The organism is Micromonospora pattaloongensis (assembly GCF_900107255.1).
Lineage (GTDB): Bacteria > Actinomycetota > Actinomycetes > Mycobacteriales > Micromonosporaceae > Micromonospora_I > Micromonospora_I pattaloongensis.
Genome location: NZ_FNPH01000001.1, coordinates 1,020,623 through 1,041,286, shown reverse-complemented (window position 1 = coordinate 1,041,286; position 20,664 = coordinate 1,020,623). Strand labels below are relative to the sequence as shown.

The 20,664-nt window shown below is 71.4% G+C and carries 17 protein-coding genes; 10 read left to right on the top strand and 7 right to left on the bottom strand.

Going from position 1 to position 20,664, the window contains the following annotated elements; translation table 11 throughout:
* Window positions 1-17: 17 nt before the first annotated feature.
* From recF to dnaA, 4 genes are all read right to left on the bottom strand, one after another.
* Window positions 18-1,151, bottom strand: a complete 1,134-nt coding sequence (gene recF, locus BLW47_RS05045) for a DNA replication/repair protein RecF (RefSeq protein ID WP_091551896.1) — start codon at window positions 1,149-1,151, stop codon at window positions 18-20.
* 5 nt (window positions 1,152-1,156) lie between these two features.
* Window positions 1,157-2,032: a phosphogluconate dehydrogenase (NAD(+)-dependent, decarboxylating) gene (gene gnd, locus BLW47_RS05040; protein ID WP_091551893.1), complete on the bottom strand. Its 876-nt coding sequence runs from the start codon at window positions 2,030-2,032 to the stop codon at window positions 1,157-1,159.
* Between the two features lie 35 nt (window positions 2,033-2,067).
* On the bottom strand, window positions 2,068-3,201 hold the full coding sequence (gene dnaN / locus BLW47_RS05035; protein WP_091551890.1) for a DNA polymerase III subunit beta: 1,134 nt from the start codon (window positions 3,199-3,201) through the stop codon (window positions 2,068-2,070).
* 825 nt (window positions 3,202-4,026) lie between these two features.
* Window positions 4,027-5,961, bottom strand: a complete 1,935-nt coding sequence (gene dnaA / locus BLW47_RS05030) for a chromosomal replication initiator protein DnaA (RefSeq protein ID WP_091551888.1) — start codon at window positions 5,959-5,961, stop codon at window positions 4,027-4,029.
* A 648-nt stretch (window positions 5,962-6,609) separates the two neighbouring features.
* Between dnaA and rpmH the strand changes: the two genes are divergently transcribed.
* From rpmH to BLW47_RS25875, 9 genes are all read left to right on the top strand, one after another.
* The gene (gene rpmH / locus BLW47_RS05025; RefSeq protein ID WP_091551885.1) at window positions 6,610-6,747 is read left to right on the top strand and encodes a 50S ribosomal protein L34; all 138 of its coding nucleotides are present in this window, start codon (window positions 6,610-6,612) and stop codon (window positions 6,745-6,747) included.
* Window positions 6,748-6,782: 35 nt separating this feature from the next.
* Entirely contained in the window at window positions 6,783-7,184 is a 402-nt protein-coding gene (rnpA, locus tag BLW47_RS05020; RefSeq protein WP_091551883.1) for a ribonuclease P protein component, read from the top strand.
* Window positions 7,185-7,225: 41 nt separating this feature from the next.
* Complete coding sequence (yidD, locus tag BLW47_RS05015; protein ID WP_217634771.1) at window positions 7,226-7,471, top strand: membrane protein insertion efficiency factor YidD; 246 nt, start codon at window positions 7,226-7,228, stop codon at window positions 7,469-7,471.
* Entirely contained in the window at window positions 7,468-8,460 is a 993-nt protein-coding gene (yidC, locus tag BLW47_RS05010; RefSeq protein ID WP_091551880.1) for a membrane protein insertase YidC, read from the top strand. Before yidD ends, yidC begins: the two co-directional genes overlap by 4 nt.
* 192 nt (window positions 8,461-8,652) lie before the next feature.
* A complete protein-coding gene (locus tag BLW47_RS05005; protein ID WP_091552588.1) occupies window positions 8,653-9,240 on the top strand; it encodes a Jag family protein in 588 nt (195 codons plus the stop codon).
* Window positions 9,241-9,247: 7 nt separating this feature from the next.
* Window positions 9,248-10,126: a 16S rRNA (guanine(527)-N(7))-methyltransferase RsmG gene (gene rsmG / locus BLW47_RS05000; protein WP_091551877.1), complete on the top strand. Its 879-nt coding sequence runs from the start codon at window positions 9,248-9,250 to the stop codon at window positions 10,124-10,126.
* 384 nt (window positions 10,127-10,510) lie between these two features.
* Complete coding sequence (locus BLW47_RS24600; protein ID WP_091551874.1) at window positions 10,511-11,782, top strand: AAA family ATPase; 1,272 nt, start codon at window positions 10,511-10,513, stop codon at window positions 11,780-11,782.
* Window positions 11,783-11,809: 27 nt separating this feature from the next.
* Complete coding sequence (locus BLW47_RS04990) at window positions 11,810-12,949, top strand: ParB/RepB/Spo0J family partition protein (RefSeq protein WP_245736353.1); 1,140 nt, start codon at window positions 11,810-11,812, stop codon at window positions 12,947-12,949.
* Window positions 12,950-15,199: 2,250 nt separating this feature from the next.
* A complete protein-coding gene (locus tag BLW47_RS25875) occupies window positions 15,200-16,177 on the top strand; it encodes a hypothetical protein (RefSeq protein WP_091552586.1) in 978 nt (325 codons plus the stop codon).
* Here BLW47_RS25875 and BLW47_RS04980 read toward each other — a convergent pair.
* Window positions 16,174-17,160 (bottom strand): D-alanine--D-alanine ligase family protein, encoded by a 987-nt coding sequence (locus tag BLW47_RS04980; protein ID WP_091551868.1) that lies wholly within the window; start codon window positions 17,158-17,160, stop codon window positions 16,174-16,176. The genes BLW47_RS25875 and BLW47_RS04980 overlap by 4 nt on opposite strands.
* A gap of 7 nt (window positions 17,161-17,167) precedes the next feature.
* Window positions 17,168-18,484, bottom strand: a complete 1,317-nt coding sequence (locus BLW47_RS04975; RefSeq protein ID WP_091551866.1) for an aminotransferase-like domain-containing protein — start codon at window positions 18,482-18,484, stop codon at window positions 17,168-17,170.
* A 270-nt stretch (window positions 18,485-18,754) separates the two neighbouring features.
* Here BLW47_RS04975 and BLW47_RS04970 point away from each other — a divergent pair, with 270 nt between their 5' ends.
* Entirely contained in the window at window positions 18,755-19,414 is a 660-nt protein-coding gene (locus BLW47_RS04970; RefSeq protein WP_091551863.1) for a GNAT family N-acetyltransferase, read from the top strand.
* Window positions 19,415-19,443: 29 nt separating this feature from the next.
* Here the strand turns inward: BLW47_RS04970 and BLW47_RS04965 are convergent, their stop codons facing one another.
* Window positions 19,444-20,628: an N-acetylmuramoyl-L-alanine amidase gene (locus BLW47_RS04965; protein WP_091551860.1), complete on the bottom strand. Its 1,185-nt coding sequence runs from the start codon at window positions 20,626-20,628 to the stop codon at window positions 19,444-19,446.
* Window positions 20,629-20,664 lie beyond the last annotated feature (36 nt).

Here is a 20,664-nt window from a genome sequence, read left to right as displayed (position 1 = left end):
GGCGCTCCTGCTTCTCCTCATCCGGCACGGCGCGCCTCCCCTTCCCGCACCTGGTAGCGCGCGCCCCGCAACTCCGCCGGCACGTCCTCGGCGACCGCGCACGTCACCAGCAGCTGGCTCGCGCCGCTGACCAGGTCGGCGAGGCGCTCGCGGCGCCCGGCGTCGAGCTCGGCGAAGACGTCGTCGAGGGCGAGCACCGGCTCGATGCCGTCTGCCCGCAGCAGGTCGTACGCGGCCAGCCGCAGCGCGAGCGCGTACGACCAGGACTCGCCGTGGCTGGCGTACCCCTTGGCCGGCAGCGGCCCGAGACTGAGCGTCAGATCATCGCGGTGCGGTCCGACGAGCGTGACGCCGCGCTCCACTTCGGACTGCCGCGCCTCGGCGAGCGCGGCGTGCAGCGCCGCCTCCAGCGCGTCCCGGTTCGGCGCCGGCTCGGCGAGTTCCAACGACGGCCGGTACGCGATGCCGGCCGCCCCCTTGCCGGCCGCCACCGCGTCGTACGCCTTCGCCACGTGCGGCGTGAGCGCGGCGACCAGCTCCAGCCGGCCGGCGAGCAACTCCGCCCCATGCCGCGCCAGGTGCGCGTCCCAGACGTCCAACGTGGACAGATCGCCGCCCCGCGAACCGCCCGTCTTCCGGGCCAGGTACGCGCTGCGCAGCAACGCGTTGCGCTGCTTGACCACCCGGTCGTAGTCCGCGCGCACCCCGCCGAACCGGGGCAGCCGCGCGACCAGCAGGTCGTCGAGATAGCGCCGGCGCTCGGCGGGGTCACCGCGGACCAGCTCGAGATCCTCGGGGGCGAAGAGCACGAGCCGCAGCGCCCCGAGGACCTCGCGGGCCCGCCGCACCGGTGACCGTCCCAGCCGTGCCCGGTTCGCCTTGCCCGGCACGATCTCCAGCTCCACGAGGAGCTCACGTCCATCGTGGACGATCTCGCACCGGATCACCGCGGATGCCGCACCGGCCCGGACCAGCGGGGCGTCCGTGGCGACGCGGTGGCTACCCAGCGTCGCCACGTAACCCAACGCCTCGACGAGGTTCGTCTTGCCGACCCCGTTCGGGCCGACCAGCACGCTGGCGCCGGGATCGAACTCCAACTCCACGCGCTCGTACGAACGGAAGTTGACCAGTTCGAGCCGACGGACGTACACCGGCGTCAGGGGTTCTTGTGGATGGCGTGGCCGCCGAACTGGTTGCGCAGCGCGGCTACCGCCTTCATCGCCGGGGAGTCCTCCTGGCGCGACGTGAAGCGCGCGAACAGCGATGCGGCGATGACGTTCATCGGCACCGCGAGCCGGATCGCCTCCTCGACCGTCCAGCGCCCCTCGCCGGTGTCGTCGGCGTAGCCGCGCAGGCCGGCGAGCTGTGGGTCGGCCTCCAGCGCCGCGTCGAGCAGGTCGAGCAGCCAGGAACGGACGACGGTCCCCTCGCGCCAGGACTTGATGACGCCGGGGACATCGGTGATCAGCTCCGACGCCGCCATCAGCTCGTAGCCCTCGGCGTAGGCGTGCATCAACGCGTACTCGATGCCGTTGTGGACCATCTTCGAGTAGTGGCCGGCGCCGACCGGGCCGGCGTGCACGAACCCGAACTCCCCCGCCGGCTTCAACGCGTCGAAGATCGGCATGAGCCGCTCGACGTGCTCGGGCGCCCCGCCGACCATCAGCGCGTAGCCGTTCTCGCGGCCCCAGACGCCACCGGAGACGCCGGCGTCCACGTACCCGATGCCCTGCGCGCCCAGCCGCGCCGCCCGCGGGCCGTCGTCGCTGTAGCGGGAGTTCCCGCCGTCGACGATGATGTCGCCGGCGTCGAGCAGCCCGGCCAGCTCGTCGATGGTCGCCTCGGTGACGCCCGCGGGCACCATCACCCAGACGGCGCGCGGCGCGGCCAGCTTCTCCACCAGTTCGGCGACGCTGGCAACGTCGCTCACCTCCGGGTTGCGGTCAAAGCCGACCACCTCGTGCCCGGCGGCGCGCAACCGCTCGCGCATGTTGCCGCCCATCTTGCCGAGCCCTACGAGGCCGAGCTGCATCTGACGTCCCCCTCCAGTTTCGCCGGTCACGCGCGTCAGCGGGTTACCCGGATCGGCATGATCAGGTAACGGTAACCGGGAATGATCTCCCCGTCGGCGTCGGCCGGCGTGATCACGGCCGGCTTGAACGCGTCCACGAAGGAGAGCACCGCGTGGGGCGCGTTGAGGTTCTGCAGCCCGTCGATCAGGTACTGCGGGTTGAAGCCGACGGTCAGCGGCTCGCCGGTGAACGTCGCCTCCATCGCCTCGCTCGCCCGCGCCTCCTCGGTGCCGCCGGCCTCCACGACCAGCCCGTCGGCGCTGAAGCTCAGCAGCACCGGGGTGGTGCGCTCGGCGACCAGCGCCACGCGGCGTACCACCTCGACCAGCGCGGAGACGGAGACCTGGGCCTGGGAGTTGTGGGTCGCCGGGAAGAGCGAGCGCACCGGCGGGTAGTTCGCGCCATCCAGCAGCCGACTGGTCGTCCGGCGGGTGCCGCCGGCGAAACCGATCATCCCCTCGCCCGTGCCGCCCTGGGCCAGCGCCATCGTCACCACGCCGCCGAGCGGGCCCATCGTCTTCGCGGTGTCGGCCAGCGTCCGGGCCGGCACGAGCGCGTTGAGGCTCACGTCCGGATTGTCCGGGTGCCACTCCATCTCGCGCATCGCGAGGCGGTAGCGGTCGGTCGCGAGCATCGCCAGGGTGGAGCCGTTGAGCTCGATACGGACGCCGGTCATCATCGGCAGGGTCTCGTCCCGGCCGGCGGCGATGGCGACCTGCTGGACGGCGGTCGCGAACGCGGCGGCGTCGATCCGCCCGGCGCTGGCCGGCATCTCCGGCAGGCTCGGGTAGTCCTCCACCGGCATCGTCGGCAGCGTGAACCGGGCGCTGCCGCAGACCAGCTCGAGGTGCGCGCCGACGGCGGCGATGTCCACCGGCTTGGCCGGGAGCGCCTTGGTGATCTCGGCGAGGAGCCGCCCGGAGACGAGGGCGGCCCCGTCGGCGTCGCCCTGCACCTCGACGGTCACCTGGCTGGAGACCTCGTAGTCGAAGCCCGAGACGTGCAGGCTCCCGTCGGCGACGCGCAGCATCACGCCGGCGAGCACGGGGACCGACGGCCGGCTGGGCAGGCTCTTCGCCGTCCACGCAACGGCGTCGGCGAGCGCGTCGCGCTCCACTCGGAACTTCATGCCATGCCTCCGCGTCGACTCAGGGGGTGCCTCGTGTGCGTATCGACTGTGCTTGCTCAACTGCTGTGCTTGCCCAACCGCTGGGCGTGCCCGCCCGTCGCGCGCCCGTGGGGCGGCGTCGGAGAGGCGACGGGCCGCACGGGCCCTATTGAACTGTAGGGCGGGGCGTCGCGGGGCGTGCGCCCGCCCCCGGTGATTCCGCCTTTTGGTGCGTGACTCTGACCGACCCGTCCGGCAACCCACAGAATCCCCAAGCCTGGTGATTGGGTTTTCTTCTCTTGAAGAAATATCTCATCGTCTTCTTCGGGGCTGTGTGATCTGTGGAGATCGGGCGTTTTCGCAGGTCAACCACGTTATCCACCGGTGGTTTGGGTGTGGAGAACCACGGTAATAACGTGCCCGGATCTCCACAGGCGTCGCCGTTTCCACGGTTGTCCCCAGTTGTCCACCGGTCATCCACCGGATATCCCCTGGGTTTCTCCCCACCTGTGGGGATGATCGCACCGTGGAAGGTCATGTTCTTCCCCAGAACCTTCAACAGGACATGCACAGCCGAGGGCGGGCCGTGGACAACGTGGCCTCCGGTCCGTCGACATCCCCAGAACCTTCAACAGCGTGCACACAGGTGGATTCGAATCCGTGGACAGCCGGCTGTCGTCCACACTGTCGTCCCCAGAAGTTGTCCACAGGTTGTGGGTTCTGCGAGCAGACGGCACCGCCGGTTGTCCACGGGTGGTGGAAAGACGGGGTGGATAACGTGTGGACGAACGTGGAAAAGCCCACGGCCGGGCGCACAGGACGGCGCTGCGGCGGTGGGCCCGGCGGCTATGAGTTCTGCTTGATCCGGTTGGTGAGCTCGGCGATCTGGTTGTAGAGCGACCGCCGTTCGGCCATCTGCTGGCGGATCTTCCGGTCCGCGTGCATCACCGTGGTGTGGTCGCGGCCACCGAAGGCCTGGCCGATCCGGGGCAGGGAGAGGTCGGTCAGCTCGCGACAGAGGTACATGGCGACCTGGCGGGCGTTGACCAGAACGCGCGAGCGCGAGTGGCCGCGCAGGTCCTCCATGCTCACGCCGAAGTAGTCCGCGGTGGAGACCATGATCTGGTCGGCGGTGATCTCCGGCCCGGCACCGTCGGGGATGAAGTCCCGCAGGACCTCCTCGGCCAGCGACAGCTCGACCGGCGATCGGGTCAACGAGGCGAACGCGGTGACCCGGATCAGCGCGCCCTCGAGCTCGCGGATGGAGGCGGAGATCCGGGAGGCGATGAACTCCAAGACGTCCGGCGGCGCGAACAGCCGCTCCTGCGCCGCCTTCTTCTGCAGGATCGCGATCCGCGTCTCCAGGTCCGGCGGCTGGATGTCGGCGAGCAGTCCCCACTCGAAGCGGGTGCGCAGCCGATCCTCCAGCGTCGCCAGCTGCTTCGGCGAGCGGTCCGAGGTGATCACGATCTGCTTGTTCGCGTTGTGCAGGGTGTTGAAGGTGTGGAAGAACTCCTCCTGGGTCCGCTCCCGGTTCTCCAGGAACTGGATGTCGTCGATCAGGAGGATGTCCACGTCGCGGTAGCGCCGCTGGAAGGCGCTGATCTTGTCGTCCCGCAGGGAGTTGATGAAGTCGTTGGTGAACTCTTCGGTGGAGACGTAGCGCACGGAACGGGCGTGGCCCAGCGTCGTCGCGTAATGCCCGATCGCGTGCAGCAGGTGCGTCTTGCCCAGCCCGGAGTGGCCGTAGATGAAGAGCGGGTTGTACGCCTTCGCCGGCGACTCGGCGACGGCGACGGACGCCGCGTGGGCGAACCGGTTCGACGAGCCGATGACGAACGTCTCGAACATGTACTTCGGGTTGAGCCGGTTCCCGCTGCCTCCGGTCTCCGGGCCCGCGCCGGGGCGGCGGTCGTCACGACCGGGCGCGCGGCGGTCGGCCGACAGCCGACCCGGCCCGTTGTCGGTTCCCTCGCGCCGCAGCGGCTCGTCGCGCGGGCCGAGTTGCGGCTGGTGTGCGCTCTCGTGGTAACGCCGGTCCGGCTGCCGGTGGTCCATCGCGCCGCGCTGCGGGTCTCGCTCGGTCTCGCGCGCGTCCATCCCGCGGTGGTCCGCGTCGCGCGGCAACCCCCGATGGTCCGTCGGCCGGTGCTCCGCCTCGGGGTAGCCGGGGTCCGGGTACTCCAGGCCGCGTTGCGTGCCGCCGCGGCGGTCGGGGCCCGGACCCGCCGGGGCGACCTGGTCGGGATAGGGAGCCGCGAACAGCGCCTCCTGTGCGTTGCGGGCCGCCGGCAGTGGGTCGGCCGGGGGCGCGGCGTGCGGGAACGCGTGCGGTGCGGGCGCGGTGTCACGCGCCTGAATGACCGGCTGCTCCCCCGACTCCGATCCCGCCCGGCGTGGCTCGGGCGCCCGACCGAGGCCGCCCTGGTGGTAGTCCTCCGGATAACCGGAGGGGGCCGGGAACCCGCCGTCCGTGGTGGCACTGCCGTACAGCGTGCCGGTGGGGCGACCCTGTCCGTCCTCGGGCGGCCGGACCGTCACGGCCACCTGGATGGCGCGGCCCAGTCTCCGGGAGAGCGCCTCGGTGATCGCCGGGCGCAGTCGGGATTCGATGACGTCGCGGGTGAAGGCGTCCGGCACCGCGAGCAGCGCGGTGTCCTCGACGATGGCGCGCAGCCGGGTCAGCCGGAGGTAGGCACGCTGCTGGGCCGAGATGATCTCGTCCGCCAGCTCCTCCGTCGCGGCCATCCACACCGCGGCAAGGTCGACCGTCTCGGCCACCGTCGCGCCACCCCCATCGCTTCCGCTTCCCGGCCGCCGTCTGACGCTGCCGAGGTGGCCAATTCGGCGCCCGCGCCGCTCGCTACCAGCCAAAATATCCGGTGGGCAGAGCAGCTCCCGGACCGTCGTCCACAGGTTATCCACATCCTGTGTACCGACCGGTCTCGGTCCCCACTCGACGTGACCTTCCTGACGGCCGGGCAGTGCTGAAGCGGGTTCACCTTTCCGAACGATCGACTGCCTCATCCGGTTCTGCCCCCGATGCCCGCGCCACAGGTGCACGAGGCCGACCGGCAAACGGGCACGCTAACAGCGTTGTCCACAACCCTTCAACCGCTGGCCACCGCGCCCGTTCTCGGCATGAGTGAAAACCACCTTCGCGGGCGTACCGTGGAGGCGGGCCGGCACGGCGTGTCCGGTGACTCACGGTGTTTGACGGTGATTGTCGCGGTGCGTAAGCTGGAGCGGCTGCTCCGTTGCCCTCTGGTAGGGTGACGGGTGTTCGCTGCTCGCGGTCGCACGTCAACCGCCGTCGAGCCGCGCAAAGTATGGCCACGACCGCGGCAACCGTCGGCGGTGCGAGGGCCGAAGACCATCACACGACCCCGGACGGCACCGTGCGGGGCGTACGAAGACGGAGAGCCTGACGTGAGCAAGCGCACGTACCAGCCCAACAACCGCCGGCGCGCAAAGACCCACGGCTTCCGGCTGCGCATGCGCACCCGGGCCGGCCGCGCCATCCTCTCCGCCCGCCGCTCCAAGGGCCGTGACCGCCTGTCGGCCTGAGGCCTGACGGCGACCGCTCCGGGGAACATGTAGGCATGCTGTCCGCCGCGCAGCGACTGCGGCGCAGCACCGAGTTCGCCGCGGCGGTCCGTCGTGGACGGCGGGCCGGCCGGGGTGCGGTGGTGGTTCACCTCACCCTTCCGCCCGCACGTGAAGAAGGAACACCGAAGCCGGCGCCGGCCGGGAGCGATTCGCAACAGCTCCCGGCCCGCGCCGGCTTCGTCGTGTCCAAGGCCGTCGGGAACGCGGTCGTCCGGAACCGGGTACGCCGCCAGCTGCGGCACCTCACCAGGGAGCGGCTCGCCGCCCTGCCGCCCGGTGCCACCGTGGTGGTGCGGGCGCTGCCCGAGGCCGCCGGCCTCCCGTACGCCCGGCTCGGGGCCGATCTGGACGCGGCGCTCGCGGCAGCGTCCCGGCCCGCGCGGCGGCCACGGTGAACGCCGACATGCCGCCGCGGCCGCCGACACTCGGTGGCCGCATGCTGGCCGGACCCATCATCGCGTACCGTCGTTGGATAAGCCCGGCACTGCCGGCCCGCTGTCGGTTCTACCCGTCGTGCAGCGCCTACGCCCTCGAGGCGATCGCGGGGCACGGTCCGTTACGGGGGATCGGCCTCGCGGTCCGGCGACTGCTGCGCTGTCACCCCTTCCACCCCGGTGGATATGACCCGGTGCCCCCGGGCCGCCGCCACCCTCGCGTCGACGTGACTGGAGCCCCGAATTGAGTCTCGACTGGGTCTACTGGGCGATCTCGTGGATCCTGCTGTTCTGGCACTCGGTCTGGGACGCGATCGGCGTGCCGGTCAACGCCGTGATCGGCACGAACTGGGCCTGGATCCTCTCGATCATCTTCCTGGTGGTCACGGTCCGGGTGATCCTGTTCCCGGTCTTCGTCAAGCAGATCAAGTCGCAGCGGGCCATGCAGGCGCTCCAGCCCAAGGTCAAGGAGCTGCAGGAGAAGCACAAGGGTGACCGGGAGACGCTCCAGAAGGAGATGATGGAGCTCTACCGGACGGAGAAGGCGAACCCGCTCATGGGCTGTCTGCCCATGTTCCTCCAGATTCCGGTCTTCCTCGGTCTCTTCCACGTGCTCCGCCGGCTCGACCCGGGCAAGCAGGCCAAGACGCTGTACGGCTGGACCGCGGAGCAGTTCGACAGCGCGGCGACCGCGAAGCTGTTCACCGCGCCGATCGCCGGCAAGTTCGGCTCCACCGCCGATGAGCTGGCGCGGCTCCAGGCGAACGGCACCACCGTCAAGGTCATCGCCGGCATCCTCGTCCTGATCATGATGGCCACGACCTACCTGACCAGCCGTCAGATGATCCTCAAGACGGGCTGGGCCGAGGACCCCCAGCAGCGCATGGTCCAGAAGCTCATGCTCTACGGCATTCCGCTCTCGCTGCTCGTCTCCGGCGCGATCTTCCCGATCGGCGTGATCATCTACTGGGTCACCAACAACCTCTTCACCCTCGGCCAGCAGCAGTGGGTGCTCCGCAAGTTCCCGCCGCCACCGGTCATCGGCAAGGACGGCAAGCCGATCCCGGCGCCGGCGAAGAAGGCGCAGCCGACCAAGGGCGGCCTCTTCGGGCGCGCGAAGCAGACCGACGCGCAGCCGGAGACCAAGCCGACGACGCCGGGTAAGGCGCTCGCTCCCAAGCCGGGCGCCAGGCCGGCGAACCCCAAGAAGGGCCGCCCGGCCAAGCGCCAGGGTTGACGCGACCGGTAGGCCGGGGACCGCGGCTCGCGCCGCACGCGACGCCGCTCCCCGGCCACGGTGGCGCTCCCCTCTCCGTCGCGAACGACGGGCGGACCACCAGACGTGCCCGTGGGCATCGGCGATCTCCCGCCGGCCCCGGGGAACCAGCGGACCGGACAGGTCCGGCCGAGCGAGTACGGAGATGAGACCGTGACGGACACCAGCCTTCCCCGCACCGAGCAGCCCGTTGACGAGGAGGACGCCCCGACCACGGTCGCGGTGCAGGACGTGGAGACCGACGACGAGGAGACCGCGACCGGGGCGCGCAGCAGCACCGAGAGCGACCTCTTCCGGCAGAGCGAGATCGCGGCGGACTACGTCGAGGGCCTGCTCGACATCCTGGACTACGACGGCGACATCGACGAACTGGTCGCGGGTGGCCGCCCGGTCGTCGAGGTCGTCGGTGGTCGCCTGCAGGCGTTGGTCGGCCAGCGGGGTGCGACCTTGGAGGCGCTGCAGGAGTTGACCCGGCTCGCGGTCTTCCGGCAGACCGGCACCCCCAGCCGCCTTCTGCTCGATGTCGGCGGCTACCGGGCCAACCGCCGTAAGGAGCTCGCAGCGGTGGCCAAGAACGCGGTCGAGAAGGTCAAGGAGTACGGCGAGCCCGTCCGGCTGGAGCCGATGTCCGCCTTCGAGCGGAAGTGCGTGCACGACGTGATCAACGCGCTTGACGGCGTGCAGAGTGAGTCCGAGGGCGTCGAGCCGAACCGGCGCATCGTCGTGCGCCCGGTCGACTGACGACGCGATGACCGCACCATACGAACGCGCGACTGGCGCAGAGTCCGGCCCGGGTGGCACCACGGCACCCGGGCCGGTCCCGTTGTCGGGCCCGACCGCGCCACCGGCGCACACCGGACCGCGCGCCGTACCGCTGCCCGCGGAGTTGGCCGACGCGGCCCGTGCCCTGTTCGGCGATCGGCTCGACCTGGCCGAGGCGTACGCGGATCTACTCGCGACCGACGGCGTCGTCCGGGGGCTCATCGGCCCGCGGGAGGCCCCGCGGATCTGGGAACGCCACCTGTTGAACTGCGCCGCGGTCGCCGAACTCATCCCGACCGGCGCGTCCGTCGTCGACGTCGGCTCCGGTGCCGGCCTACCCGGACTCGTGCTGGCGGTGGCGCGGCCCGACCTCGCCGTCACGTTGGTCGAGCCGCTCGCCCGCCGCACCGCGTTTCTCTCCGAGGCCGTCGCGGCGCTCGGGCTCGAGGACACTGTCACGGTGCTCCGGGCGCGGGCCGAAGACGCCATCCCCGACGCTGGCCGCGATGCGCTTCCCTCCCCCGCCGACATCGTCACCGCCCGCGCGGTCGCCCCGCTCGACCGGCTCGCCGGTTGGTGCCTTCCGCTGGCCGCGATCGGCGGCCGGGTCCTCGCTCTGAAGGGCGCGTCGGCGGCCGATGAAGTGGTGCAGCACCGTGACGTAATTGATCGCTTCGGCGGTGGCACCCCGGTCGTTAGGTGCTGCGGGGTCGAGTTGATCGAGCCGCCGACGACCGTCGTGGAGATCGTTCGAGAGCGCGACGTCGTGCCGGCACGTGCAGGGTCGTCTAGAAAGGCGGCCCGCTCGGGTCGCCGCTCCAAATCGGAGGGGAGGCCCGGGCGCGGGAGATCGCGGAGGGACTAGATGGTCGGGTGGGGGTCGCCGAAAGACGGCGCAGACTCTGCCACGCCGAACGGTGACGTCGGACACGCGCACGTCGGGCGGACGGTGGAGGTCGGTTGGCCGGTCGACGCCCCACCACGATTCGGTGGAACTCTGCGGCTTACGTCCGGTTTCCTGGTGTTTGTCGTCCCGTCTTCGGGCATCGATCGGGCTCACGTCGCGGACAGCCGTGGCCACAGCAGACCATCGGCCGTAGGCTGGCCGCGCGTCGGTAGTGTGGACCGGGCGGCGGTGAGCGGAGGGATGCAGCCATCGCCGTTTCTTGCCGGTCCATACGCTACGTCCGATAGCGCGGAGGGAAGCGCTGCCGGTGCCGATCCATCCGAAGCGGGCAGGGATGACACGGTGCATGACAAGGGTAGATACGACGACCCGGAGCTGAGCGTGCGCGGCCGTCGCGCTGGCGCCACCCCGGTTTCACGTGAAACCGAGGACGACGGTCGGCCGGGCGACCGGGAGGGCCGGCGGGCGGGCGGCGATGTCGGGGCGGTGCCACAGCCCCGGGTCGGCAGCGGCTACTCGGGATACGCCACGGTGCCCCAGCCGGAGGCCCCGACCAGCGCTCCCTATCCCCCGGCGCCGCGGCCGCCGGCGGCGACCGCCTCCGCCCGTGTCGAGGTGGCGCAGCCGAACCGCGCCGACGCGAATCACTCCGACACGCCCGGCGCTTCAACCGGACCCTTCCCGGATGAACCGGCGGCCGACGGATACGTTTCACGTGAAACTCCGTCGCGTGAAGAGGATGATCCCCCATTGGCTATGGAGGCGTTGCGCGCCGTGCAGATCCTGAATCCGACTGGCGAGGTCTCGATGCCGCGTCCGGCACACACCCGGATCATGTGCGTCGCGAACCAGAAGGGCGGCGTCGGAAAGACGACGACCACGGTTAATCTCGCGGTGGCGCTGGCGCTGCACGGAAACCGGGTGCTCGTCGTCGATCTGGACCCCCAGGGCAACGCTTCGACCGGCCTGAACGTGCCCCATCACGCCGGTGTGCCCGACGTCTACGACTGTCTCATCGACAACGTGCCGCTCGCCGAGGTCGCCCAGGCCGTCGAGGGCATCCCGAACCTCTGGTGCGTACCCGCCACGATCGACCTGGCCGGTGCCGAGATCGAGCTGGTGTCCGTGGTGGCGCGCGAGTCCCGACTCGCCCGCGCCATCGCCGCGCACCCCGAACGATTCGACTACGTCTTCATCGACTGTCCTCCGTCACTCGGGCTGCTGACCGTCAACGCTCTGGTCGCGGCCCAGGAGGTGCTCATCCCTATTCAGTGCGAGTACTACGCGCTGGAGGGGCTGAACCAGCTGATCAACAACATCAACCTGGTCAAGCAGCACCTCAACCCCAACCTCGACGTCTCGACCATCCTGCTCACGATGTACGACCGGCGGACGCGGCTCGCCGACGCCGTGGAGCAGGACGTGCGCAACCACTTCGGCGACAAGGTGCTCCAGGCGGTCATCCCCCGGAACGTGCGCGTCTCGGAGGCACCGAGCTACGGCCAGTCCGTTATGACCTACGATCCCGGTTCGCGGGGTGCGACGAGCTACTTCGAGGCGGCTCAGGAGATTGCGGAGCGCGGGGTCAAAGCACCCCTCGGCCACAATGCGTAGGCGGGACACGATGGTGGGAGGCGTGGCATGAAGAACCGTCCGCGGGGCGGGCTCGGACGAGGGCTCGGGGCTCTGATCCCCACGGCCCCCGTACAGGCGTCGGGGGTCGCCACCGTCGAGGCGCAGCCCAGCCAGCCGCCGGCGCCCGCGCCGGTACCGGCACCGGCAGCAGCGGCACCGGCGGAGAGCGCCGCGCCATCGGTGGAGAGCGCGCCTCCATCGGCGGAAAACGCCGCGACGGCAGAGAGCCCGGCGACGGCCTCTCCCGACGCGACACCGGCGGTCGAGACCACGACCGCGTCCGGGGACGTGCCGGAGGCGGAATCGGCACCTGAGCTCGCGCCCGTGCCGGGTGCCCGGTTCGCCGAGCTGCCGATCGAGTCGATCGTCCCGAACTCGAAACAGCCACGACAGGTCTTCGACGAAGAAGCGCTCGAGGAGCTGAAGGTCTCGATCCAAGAGGTCGGTTTCCTGCAGCCGATCGTGGTCCGGCAACTCGACGAGCAGCGGTACGAGCTGGTCATGGGTGAGCGTCGGTGGCGGGCAGCTCAGGCGGTCGGGCGGGAGACGATCCCCGCGATCGTCCGCGACACCCGGGACGACGCGATGCTCCGCGACGCCCTCCTGGAGAACATCCACCGGGCGAACTTGAACCCGCTGGAAGAAGCGGCGGCCTATCAGCAGCTCCTCGACGAGTTCGGCGTCACGCACGAGGAACTGGCTCGCCGGATCGGCCGGAGCCGGCCGCAGATCTCGAACACAATTCGTCTGCTCAACCTGCCGGCCGTCGTGCAGCGTCGGGTCGCGGCGGGCGTGCTCTCCGCCGGTCATGCCCGGGCGCTGCTCGGGCTGGAGGACGCGGAGACGCAGGAGTCGCTCGCGCAGCGGATCGTCGCCGAGGGGCTCTCGGTCCGCGCGACCGAGGAGCTGGTCTCGCTCGCGCTCTCGGACGGTCCGGCCAAGAAGGCGGCGCCCAAGCGCCGCGCGAAGCCGCACGCGCCCGCGCTCACCGATCTCGCCGACCGGCTCTCCGACCGGTTCGACACTCGGGTGAAGGTGGACATCGGGCGGAGTAAGGGCAAGATCACGATCGAGTTCGCCACCGTCGACGACCTGGAGCGGATCGTCGGCATCATCGGGGTCGAGGACCGCAAGCCCGCAGACTGATTTCCTGCACAGCGCCGATGGCCGCGGACCCGGACGGGTCCGCGGCCATTTTGTTGCCTACGCCAAACCGCGCACCACGTCTCTGAGCCGTTCGGGGTGTACGTCGGCCCTGCGAGCTGCTCGGTGACGCGACGCCGGCCGCGTGTCCGGCGATACCGGTGCCGGCCGCCGTCGCCGCGGTCGCGATCGGCGTCGCCGCGGTCGCCACCCCTCCCTACGCGAAGCCGATGCGCGGATCGTCGTTTCACGTGAAACGCGAATGGGCGCAATGTGTTTGGCCCGGGGCGGATGCGCGTCCCCGTCGCACTGCTGCACGCCGGCGACTCTCCCTGCTGCGTGGTGGGGTCTCGGCGCCAGGAGGGTGGTGGCGCGCCCGGGCGGCCACCGTGCCGGTGGCGCAGAGCGTTGGCGGCGGCGTCGCGGGCGGCGCTATCGCCGTGGAGGGGTCCGGGTCACAGCCCCGGGTAGCTTCGGCCACTCCCCTGCGCTCCCGTCCCCCATCGGCACAGCGGTCTCGTGCCCCCATCGGCACAGCGGTCTCGTGCCCCCATCGGCACAGCGGTCTCGTGCCCCCATCGGCACAGCAGTCGCGCGCCCCCATTTTGGAACCCGGCGCGTGTTCTACGTGGCGGCGACCTGCCTATTGGTTTCGCCGCGGGCGCTTTCGATCCGGCGATCCGTCGAGCCCTCCGGACGCCTACTACCCTGGCCGGGTTGCCGGCGTCGACTGCGGACGCGGACCGCGGACGTCGACGGCCGGCGCGGACCGCGGACGTCGGCTGCCGGACGTGGGCAGCGGAGAGCGACTGCGGACGGCTGACGCCCGCCGACTGCTGGGGCCGATCGTCCGACGTAGGACGCCGCCGCACCACGTCGGCGGCGGACGGAGACGCCGGACGCGGAACGGTCGGACGTCGGCGGCGGACCGCAGGTCGCCGAGCGGCCGGGGCTGGCGGGGGCACCGTTCCCGCGAGGACGGCCATCCGTGATGATCACCCTGGGCGTCTGACGTCGCTCGGCGTGCAATGACTCTGCCCGGACGTGATGCCCGCATGTGCGGCGGCCCGTCCCGGCATCACGGCCGTGCCGAGCGCCGGATGGGCGACCGGCGTCCCGGCAAACCGGCGTGATCCGTCGGGAGACGAAATCGACCCGCGCGGGGCGGGGATCAGATCGCCTCCCGATCGGCCCAGGCGGCACCACCCGCAGCCGCTTGGCCCTTCACTGATACCGCCCCGCCCGCTGGGCTGTGCGTCGGCACCAGCGGATACCGGTCCCCCGCTTCCTCGGTCGGCCTCCGGTGCCGCGCATCGCCGCAGTCGCCGGCCGGAAGGCTCAGCAGCGGTTGCATTCTTGATCTGCTGGTCGTGGTGGCCGGCCGCCCCTTGGTCACCCACGGATTTCTCGGTAGCCAAGCCGACGCGGCACCACGGGCACCGCGTCGTCTCGTGGCACCGGGAGACGAGGTCGTTTCACGTGAAACAAAGCGGGGCCCGCAGGGGGCTCGACTGGGAGCGACGTCCTCCATTGCTCGTACGCACCGGCGCGATCCCAGATCTCCCCCGGGGCATGCCATGGAGCGTCGACCAGCCGCGACCAGCGCCGAATGCAGCGGATGAAACTCGCGGGTGGCCGAAACCCGTGGCCGGCGAGCCCGACGCCAGCACCCGGTACAAAGCGCGCAGCCCCTCGACCGGGTCCTGCGTCCCTGTCAGCCCGCGCGGCCGGGCGTCCGGCGGCCAGGACTGGCCGGGTGCCTGCGAAGCCGCCACACAGAGCCTGCGTAGCTGCCAATCAGGCCCTGGCCGACCCGCGCTCCAGGACTCCGGCGTCTTGCCCCCGAAAACTTGGATCCGCCGGTCACGTCGCCCAACGGGCCGGAGCTGAACAACCAGCGGAGTTGCGGACGGCGAGATGTCGACGCCGCTCATGCGGCCATGCCGCACCGCGAAAACCCCGCAGCGTCGACGCACGACGGTCCGCATCCCCGGAGCCGCCATACCGCAACCCCCGGCACGCGCGCCGTGAAACGAGGATCCGCGGTGCCCGTCAGGTATCCGCCGTCATCCACAGCGGTTTTCCACAGGGCACCCCGTTTCACGTGAAACCGCGCGTAAAACGCCCTTCCGCCCTGTGGACGACGGACCTTTTGACCGCCGTCCCGCATGCTCGGCCCGCACAGCTGCGCTCCACCCTCTCCGTCCGAAACGGGGACGGACAGGCGTGCCTGGCTCCGTTAGGGTCAGCGTCGTGCCTCACACGCCTGGCTCTGTTCCCGACTTCACGAAGTGGCCCTCGTTCCCGTTCGAAGGTGAGCTGCGCGTCAAGCAACTCGATGATCCGGTGGCGGTCGAACCGCCGCGCAAGGGTGAGGACTCTGCCGACTGCAGCGCCTGCGCCGCGCCGGACGAGGCGTACATCTGGGTGAGTGACCGCTGGCGGGTACGCGCCATGGACCGCCCCACCGGACTGCCCATGGTGCTGATCCTGGAGTCCCGGTCGCACCTCGATCTCGGCGACCTGCCCAACCTGCTCGCGGCCGAACTCGGGGTTATGACCGTGCGGTTGGAGCGGGCGATCCGCTCCCTCGACGGCGTTGCCCGGGTCCACGTCAATCGGTGGGGCGACGGCGCCGCGCACCTGCACGTCTGGTTCCTGGCCCGGCCCCGTGGGCGGCTCCAGCTGCGCGGAACCTTCCTCTCGTTGTGGGACGACATCCTGCCGCCGATCCCCGAGTCACAGTGGCGGGAGAACCTGGCGCTTGTGGCCGCCTGGCTGGCCGAGTTCGGCGGGCGGCCGCTGGCGGCGCCGCCCCGGATCGAGTGGCAGGCCCCGTCGAGCCTGACGGACCAGGTGCTCGGGTCGGTGCTCGGCGACGACGATGCGGACGACGCGCGTCCCGACGAGGACGGCCAGAACGCGCCCACAGCGGCGCGAGGCGACCAGGCGATGGCGTCACCGGGACGTGGGGATGCCGGAGGGCGGGCGACGGCGACGCCGGATGCGCCGGGCGTCCCGAAGCGGAGCGGCGACGGGGGTGCAGGACGGGCGGGTGCCGAACCGGACGCGGCGGAGCTGGGCGGTCCCCCGGCGGCCAACGATCGGGCCGTCAACGATGGGTCGGCCGCAACCGCGGGGTCGGGCAGGAACGAGACGTTGGCCGCGTCGGGTCAGCCGGCGGTTCCGCGGGCGACATGGGCGAGTGCGCCCGAGCCGGCGGGGAGCTAACCGCGGCGGGCAGCCGCGCGCGAGACCAGGGTGGCGAGCAGCTTGCCGAAGTCGAGGCCGGCCGCCTGTACCGCGAGCGGCAACAGCGACGTCTCCGTCATGCCGGGCGACACGTTGACCTCCAGCACGTGTGGCTGGCCGGACGCGTCGACGATCAGGTCGACGCGGGACAGGTCGCGTAGACCGAGGGCCGAATGGGCGGCCAGCGCGGTCTCTGCCACCCGGGTCGCCACCGCGGCGTCGAGCCGGGCGGGGGCGTGCCAGGTCGTGAGCCCCGCGGTGTAGCGGGCGGCGTAGTCGTACACGCCGTTGCGGGGCACGATCTCCACGGCGGGCAGCGCCTGCGGGCCCTCACCGAGGTCGACGACGGAGACCGCGACGTCCATGCCGGGGACGTAGCGCTCGACGAGCGCCGTCGAGTCGTACGAGAAACAGCCGACCATCGCCGCCGGGAGCGCGCCGACGTCCCGGACCACCGCGGCGCCGAGCCCGGATCCACCGTGCGCCGGCTTCACCATCAGCGGCAGGCCGATCCGCTCGGCGATCCGGTCGAGTACGACGACCGCGCCGAGCTCGGAGAAGCGGTCGTGCGGCAGCGCCACCCAGTCCGGGGTGGGGATGCCCGCCTCCCGCAGCACCGTCTTCGCCGACGGCTTGTCCCACGCGAGCCGCGAGGAGCGGGCGTCGCAGCCGACGTACGGGATGTCGTAGAGGTCGAGGACGCCGCGCAGTGAGCCGTCCTCCCCCGTCGCGCCGTGCAGCGCGATGACGACGGCGTCCGGCGGGTCGGCCTCGAGCGCGGGCAGCAGCGTCACGTCCGCGTCCCGCAGCTCGGCCTCGATGCCGCTGGCCCGCAGCGCGTCGAGCACCCGCCGGCCGGACCGCAGCGACACGTCCCGTTCGTACGACAGGCCCCCGGCGAGCACGAGGACGCGGATCTCCGACGTCGGGACGGGGGATGGTGCAGTGGGTCGTGCGCTCATGCCGAGATCATGCCAAGTCCGGACCCGGGGTGTCCGACCCGGCCTGTCCGCGGCGCCGACCGGTGGGACCGCCGATGGCCCCGAAGACCTGGCGCATAGCGATCTCCTGCTCCATCACGCCGGCCAGCCGTCGCACGCCCTCACGGATCCGATCCGGGGGCGGGAAGGAGAAGTTGAGGCGCATGTGGCCGGCCCCGTTGCCGTCGGCGTAGAAGCCGGTGCCCGGCACGTACGCGACGCGGGCGGCGATCGCGCGCGGCATCATCGCCTTCGAGTCGAGGCCGTCCGGCAGCGAGGCCCAGACGAAGAGGCCGCCGCCCGGCCGGGTCCAGGTCGTGCCCGGGGGCATCAGATCCTGCAGGGCGGTCAGCAGCGCGTCGCGGCGTTCCCGGTAGACCTCCCGGTACGTCTTGAGCTGTTCGCGCCACGGCATCGTGCTCAGGTACGTCGTGACGGCGGCCTGCGCGTACGCGCTGGGACAGAGGATCTGGGCCTCGCTGGCGATGACGAGCTTGTCACGCACGGCGTGCGGCGCGAGGATCCAGCCGACGCGCAGCCCGGGGGCGAACGTCTTCGAGAAGGTGCTCAGGTAGAAGACCCCGTCGCGTCGGCGGGCGCGCAGCGGGGCGGGAACGTCCCCGTCGAAGCCGAGCTGCCCGTACGGGTCGTCCTCGATGACGAGCAGCCCCGCGCGCTCGCAGATGTCCAGCACCCGCTCCCGGCGCTCCTCGGTGAGCGTCACTCCGGCGGGGTTCTGGAAGGTGGGGATCGTGTAGAGGAACTTGGCGCGCCGGCCCGACTTCGACACCTCGGCGATCGCCAGTTCCAGCGCCTCGGGCACCAGCCCGTCTTCGTCCATCGGCACGTGCACGACCTGCGCCTGGGCGGCCTGGAAGACGCCGAGCGCGCCGACGTACGTGGGCCCCTCGGCGAGCACCACGTCGCCGGGGTCGAGGAAGAGGCGGGCGACCAGGTCCAGCGCCTGCTGGCCGCCGACCGTGACGACCACGTCCTCCGGGGAGGCGCCGCTGCCGACGTCGATCCCGGAGAGGGACATCACCTCGCAGATCCGCTCGCGCAGCTCCAGCGTGCCCTGGCCGATGCCGTACTGCAGGGTGGTCACCCCGTCCTCGCTGCCGAGCCGGCCGAGCATCTCGCCGACGGCGTCGAGCGGCAGCGCCGCGATGTACGGTGCGCCACCGGCGAGCGACACGACCTCGGGGCGGCTGGCGACCGCGAACAGTGCGCGGATCTCGGAAGCCGTCATTCCCCGTACCCGCCGGGCGTAGCGGTCGGTGTAGTCGTCGAGCGTCGTGCCGGTCATGACATCACCTCGATCGCGCGCTTGCCACGCGGTAGTGCCGGCGCCGGTGGCGGCAGAAAAGGGCTGGTTGGTCGATCGTAGTCCGGCGTGTCGCGGCGCGTGGCCGTATCGCGTGTCGGCTCACATGCCGGACAGTGCTCTGTGCCCACCCCGCCCGACCTCTCCCGGCTCGCGAGGTTCCGGCGTACGATCCGACCTTGGGGGCAACGAGGCGGCGCGTGGCAGGCTCCGCGGTGTTTCGACACTCGACCGGTTTTTGAGGATGCGCCAATGTCGCGACGTTTGGTCAGCTTGACGCTGGACACGCTCGAAGACCTGCCGCAGCCGTGTCGGCGGTGCGTCTTCTGGGAGCTCGACCCCGTGTCGGCCGAGCGGGCCCGCGCCGCCGGTGACCCGGGGCTGGAGAAAGAGGCCTGGGTTTCGCAGACGCTGCTGGAGTGGGGCTCGTGCGGCAAGCTGGCGTACGTCGACGGTATGCCGGCGGGGTTCGTGATGTACGCCCCGCCGTCGTACGTGCCCCGGTCGCTCGCGTTCCCGACCTCCCCGGTCTCGGCCGACGCCGCCCTGCTCACCACCGCGCACATCGTGCCGGCCTTCGCCGGCGGCGGGCTGGGGCGGATGCTGGTGCAGGGGGTGGCGCGCGACCTGACGAAGCGGGGCATCAAGGCGATCGAGGCGTTCGGTGACGCCAAGTTCGGCGACGTCGCCGAGGGCATGCCGGGGTGCGTGGCGCCCGCCGACTTCTTCCTCTCGGTCGGTTTCAAGACCGTCCGGCAGCACCCGCGTTATCCCCGACTGCGGCTGGAGCTGCGGACGGCGCTGTCGTGGAAGTCGGACGTGGAGTACGCGCTGGAGAAGCTGCTCGGCTCGATGAGCCCGGAGACGCTGCTCCGGCCGGTCCGCCCAGCCACCCGCAGCACCACGGTCTGACCGGGGCTGAGCGCACCGGCGCGGCTGGGTCAGTCGGCCGCGGCGGCAGCGACGACGGCGCGCAGCGTGCGCACGTCGATCGAGCCGGTCGGCACGTCCTGCTCGATCGGAAAGTACATCCGCTGCACCGCGGCGACGATCGCCTCGACGACGCGGTCCCGGAAGAGCGGGTCGACCAGCCGTGCGCGGTCGGTGGGAGACGTCAGGTAGCCGACGTCGACCCGGACCGCGGGCATCCGGGTCAGGCGCAGCAGCTCCCACGTCTTGGCGTGGGAGCGGCAGTCCCGCAGGTCGGTGCGGACGACGATCTCGCGTTGGACGAGGTTGGCGAGACGCTCCCCCACCGTCGACGTCACACCGTTGCCGGTGCCGAAGTGGTAGGTGGCGACGCCCTCGGCCTCCGGGTTCGCGTGACCGTCGATGTGCAGCGAGATGAACAGATCGCCACCCAGGTCGTTGGCGAGCTGGGTGCGGACCAGGTCGGGCAGCGGCGCGGTCGGCGCCGGGCCGCGCGTCAGGTGCACCCGCATCCCCGCCGCCGCCAGCCGGCCCTCCAGCCGGGCCGCGAGGTCGTACGCCAGATCGGCCTCGGTCCAGCGCAGCAGGCCGTCGGGGACCACGATGCCCGGGTCGGCGGAGCCGTGGCCGGGGTCGATGATGATGGTCTTGCCGACCAGGTTGGGGCCCGACTCGCGCAGCGCGTCGGCCTCGCGCAGCCACTGGGGTCGCCCGCCGATCACCTTGCGGCCGAGCCGACGCAGCGCGTGCATCGTCTGCGGGCCGCAGGACCCGTCGGGCGACAGCCCGATCTCCCGTTGGAACTGCGCGACGGCGCGCGCGGTCCGGGCGCCGTAGACGCCGTCCGGGCGGCCCACGTTGTACCCCATCTCCAGCAGGCGTTCCTGCAGGATCCGCACGTCCTCACCGTTCAGGGGTTCGGGGATGGCGTGGTAGAGCGCCCGGTCCCCGAGCCGCCACCGGGCCGCGTCCAGGGCCCGCCAGGTCTCCGCGCCGACCTGACCGTCGATCGTCAGGCCCCGGCTCTGCTGGAACGTGCGGACCGCCCACTCCGTCCCGGCGTCGAATTCGTCGGTGCCGGGCGCGAATCCGTCCGTTAGATCCGGATCGGTCGGCCGCAGCAGGTCGAGCCCGACGAGAACGGCTCGGATCTCGGTGACCGCCGGTCCGCGGTCCCCGCGTCGGATCGGACGCACGTACGACCTCCCTCTGCGCGCGTGGCGTGCTTGGCG

Excerpts from the sequence above, each read along its gene's own strand:
- BLW47_RS04980 (WP_091551868.1), bottom strand. The coding sequence starts at position 17,160 with ATGAGCGCACGACCCACTGCACCATCCCCCGTCCCGACGTCGGAGATC.
- BLW47_RS04990 (WP_245736353.1), top strand. The coding sequence starts at position 11,810 with ATGAAGAACCGTCCGCGGGGCGGGCTCGGACGAGGGCTCGGGGCTCTG.
- gnd (WP_091551893.1), bottom strand. The coding sequence starts at position 2,032 with ATGCAGCTCGGCCTCGTAGGGCTCGGCAAGATGGGCGGCAACATGCGC.
- yidD (WP_217634771.1), top strand. The coding sequence starts at position 7,226 with ATGCTGGCCGGACCCATCATCGCGTACCGTCGTTGGATAAGCCCGGCA.
- BLW47_RS04970 (WP_091551863.1), top strand. The coding sequence starts at position 18,755 with ATGTCGCGACGTTTGGTCAGCTTGACGCTGGACACGCTCGAAGACCTG.
- dnaN (WP_091551890.1), bottom strand. The coding sequence starts at position 3,201 with ATGAAGTTCCGAGTGGAGCGCGACGCGCTCGCCGACGCCGTTGCGTGG.
- rsmG (WP_091551877.1), top strand. The coding sequence starts at position 9,248 with ATGACCGCACCATACGAACGCGCGACTGGCGCAGAGTCCGGCCCGGGT.
- rnpA (WP_091551883.1), top strand. The coding sequence starts at position 6,783 with ATGCTGTCCGCCGCGCAGCGACTGCGGCGCAGCACCGAGTTCGCCGCG.
- BLW47_RS04975 (WP_091551866.1), bottom strand. The coding sequence starts at position 18,484 with ATGACCGGCACGACGCTCGACGACTACACCGACCGCTACGCCCGGCGG.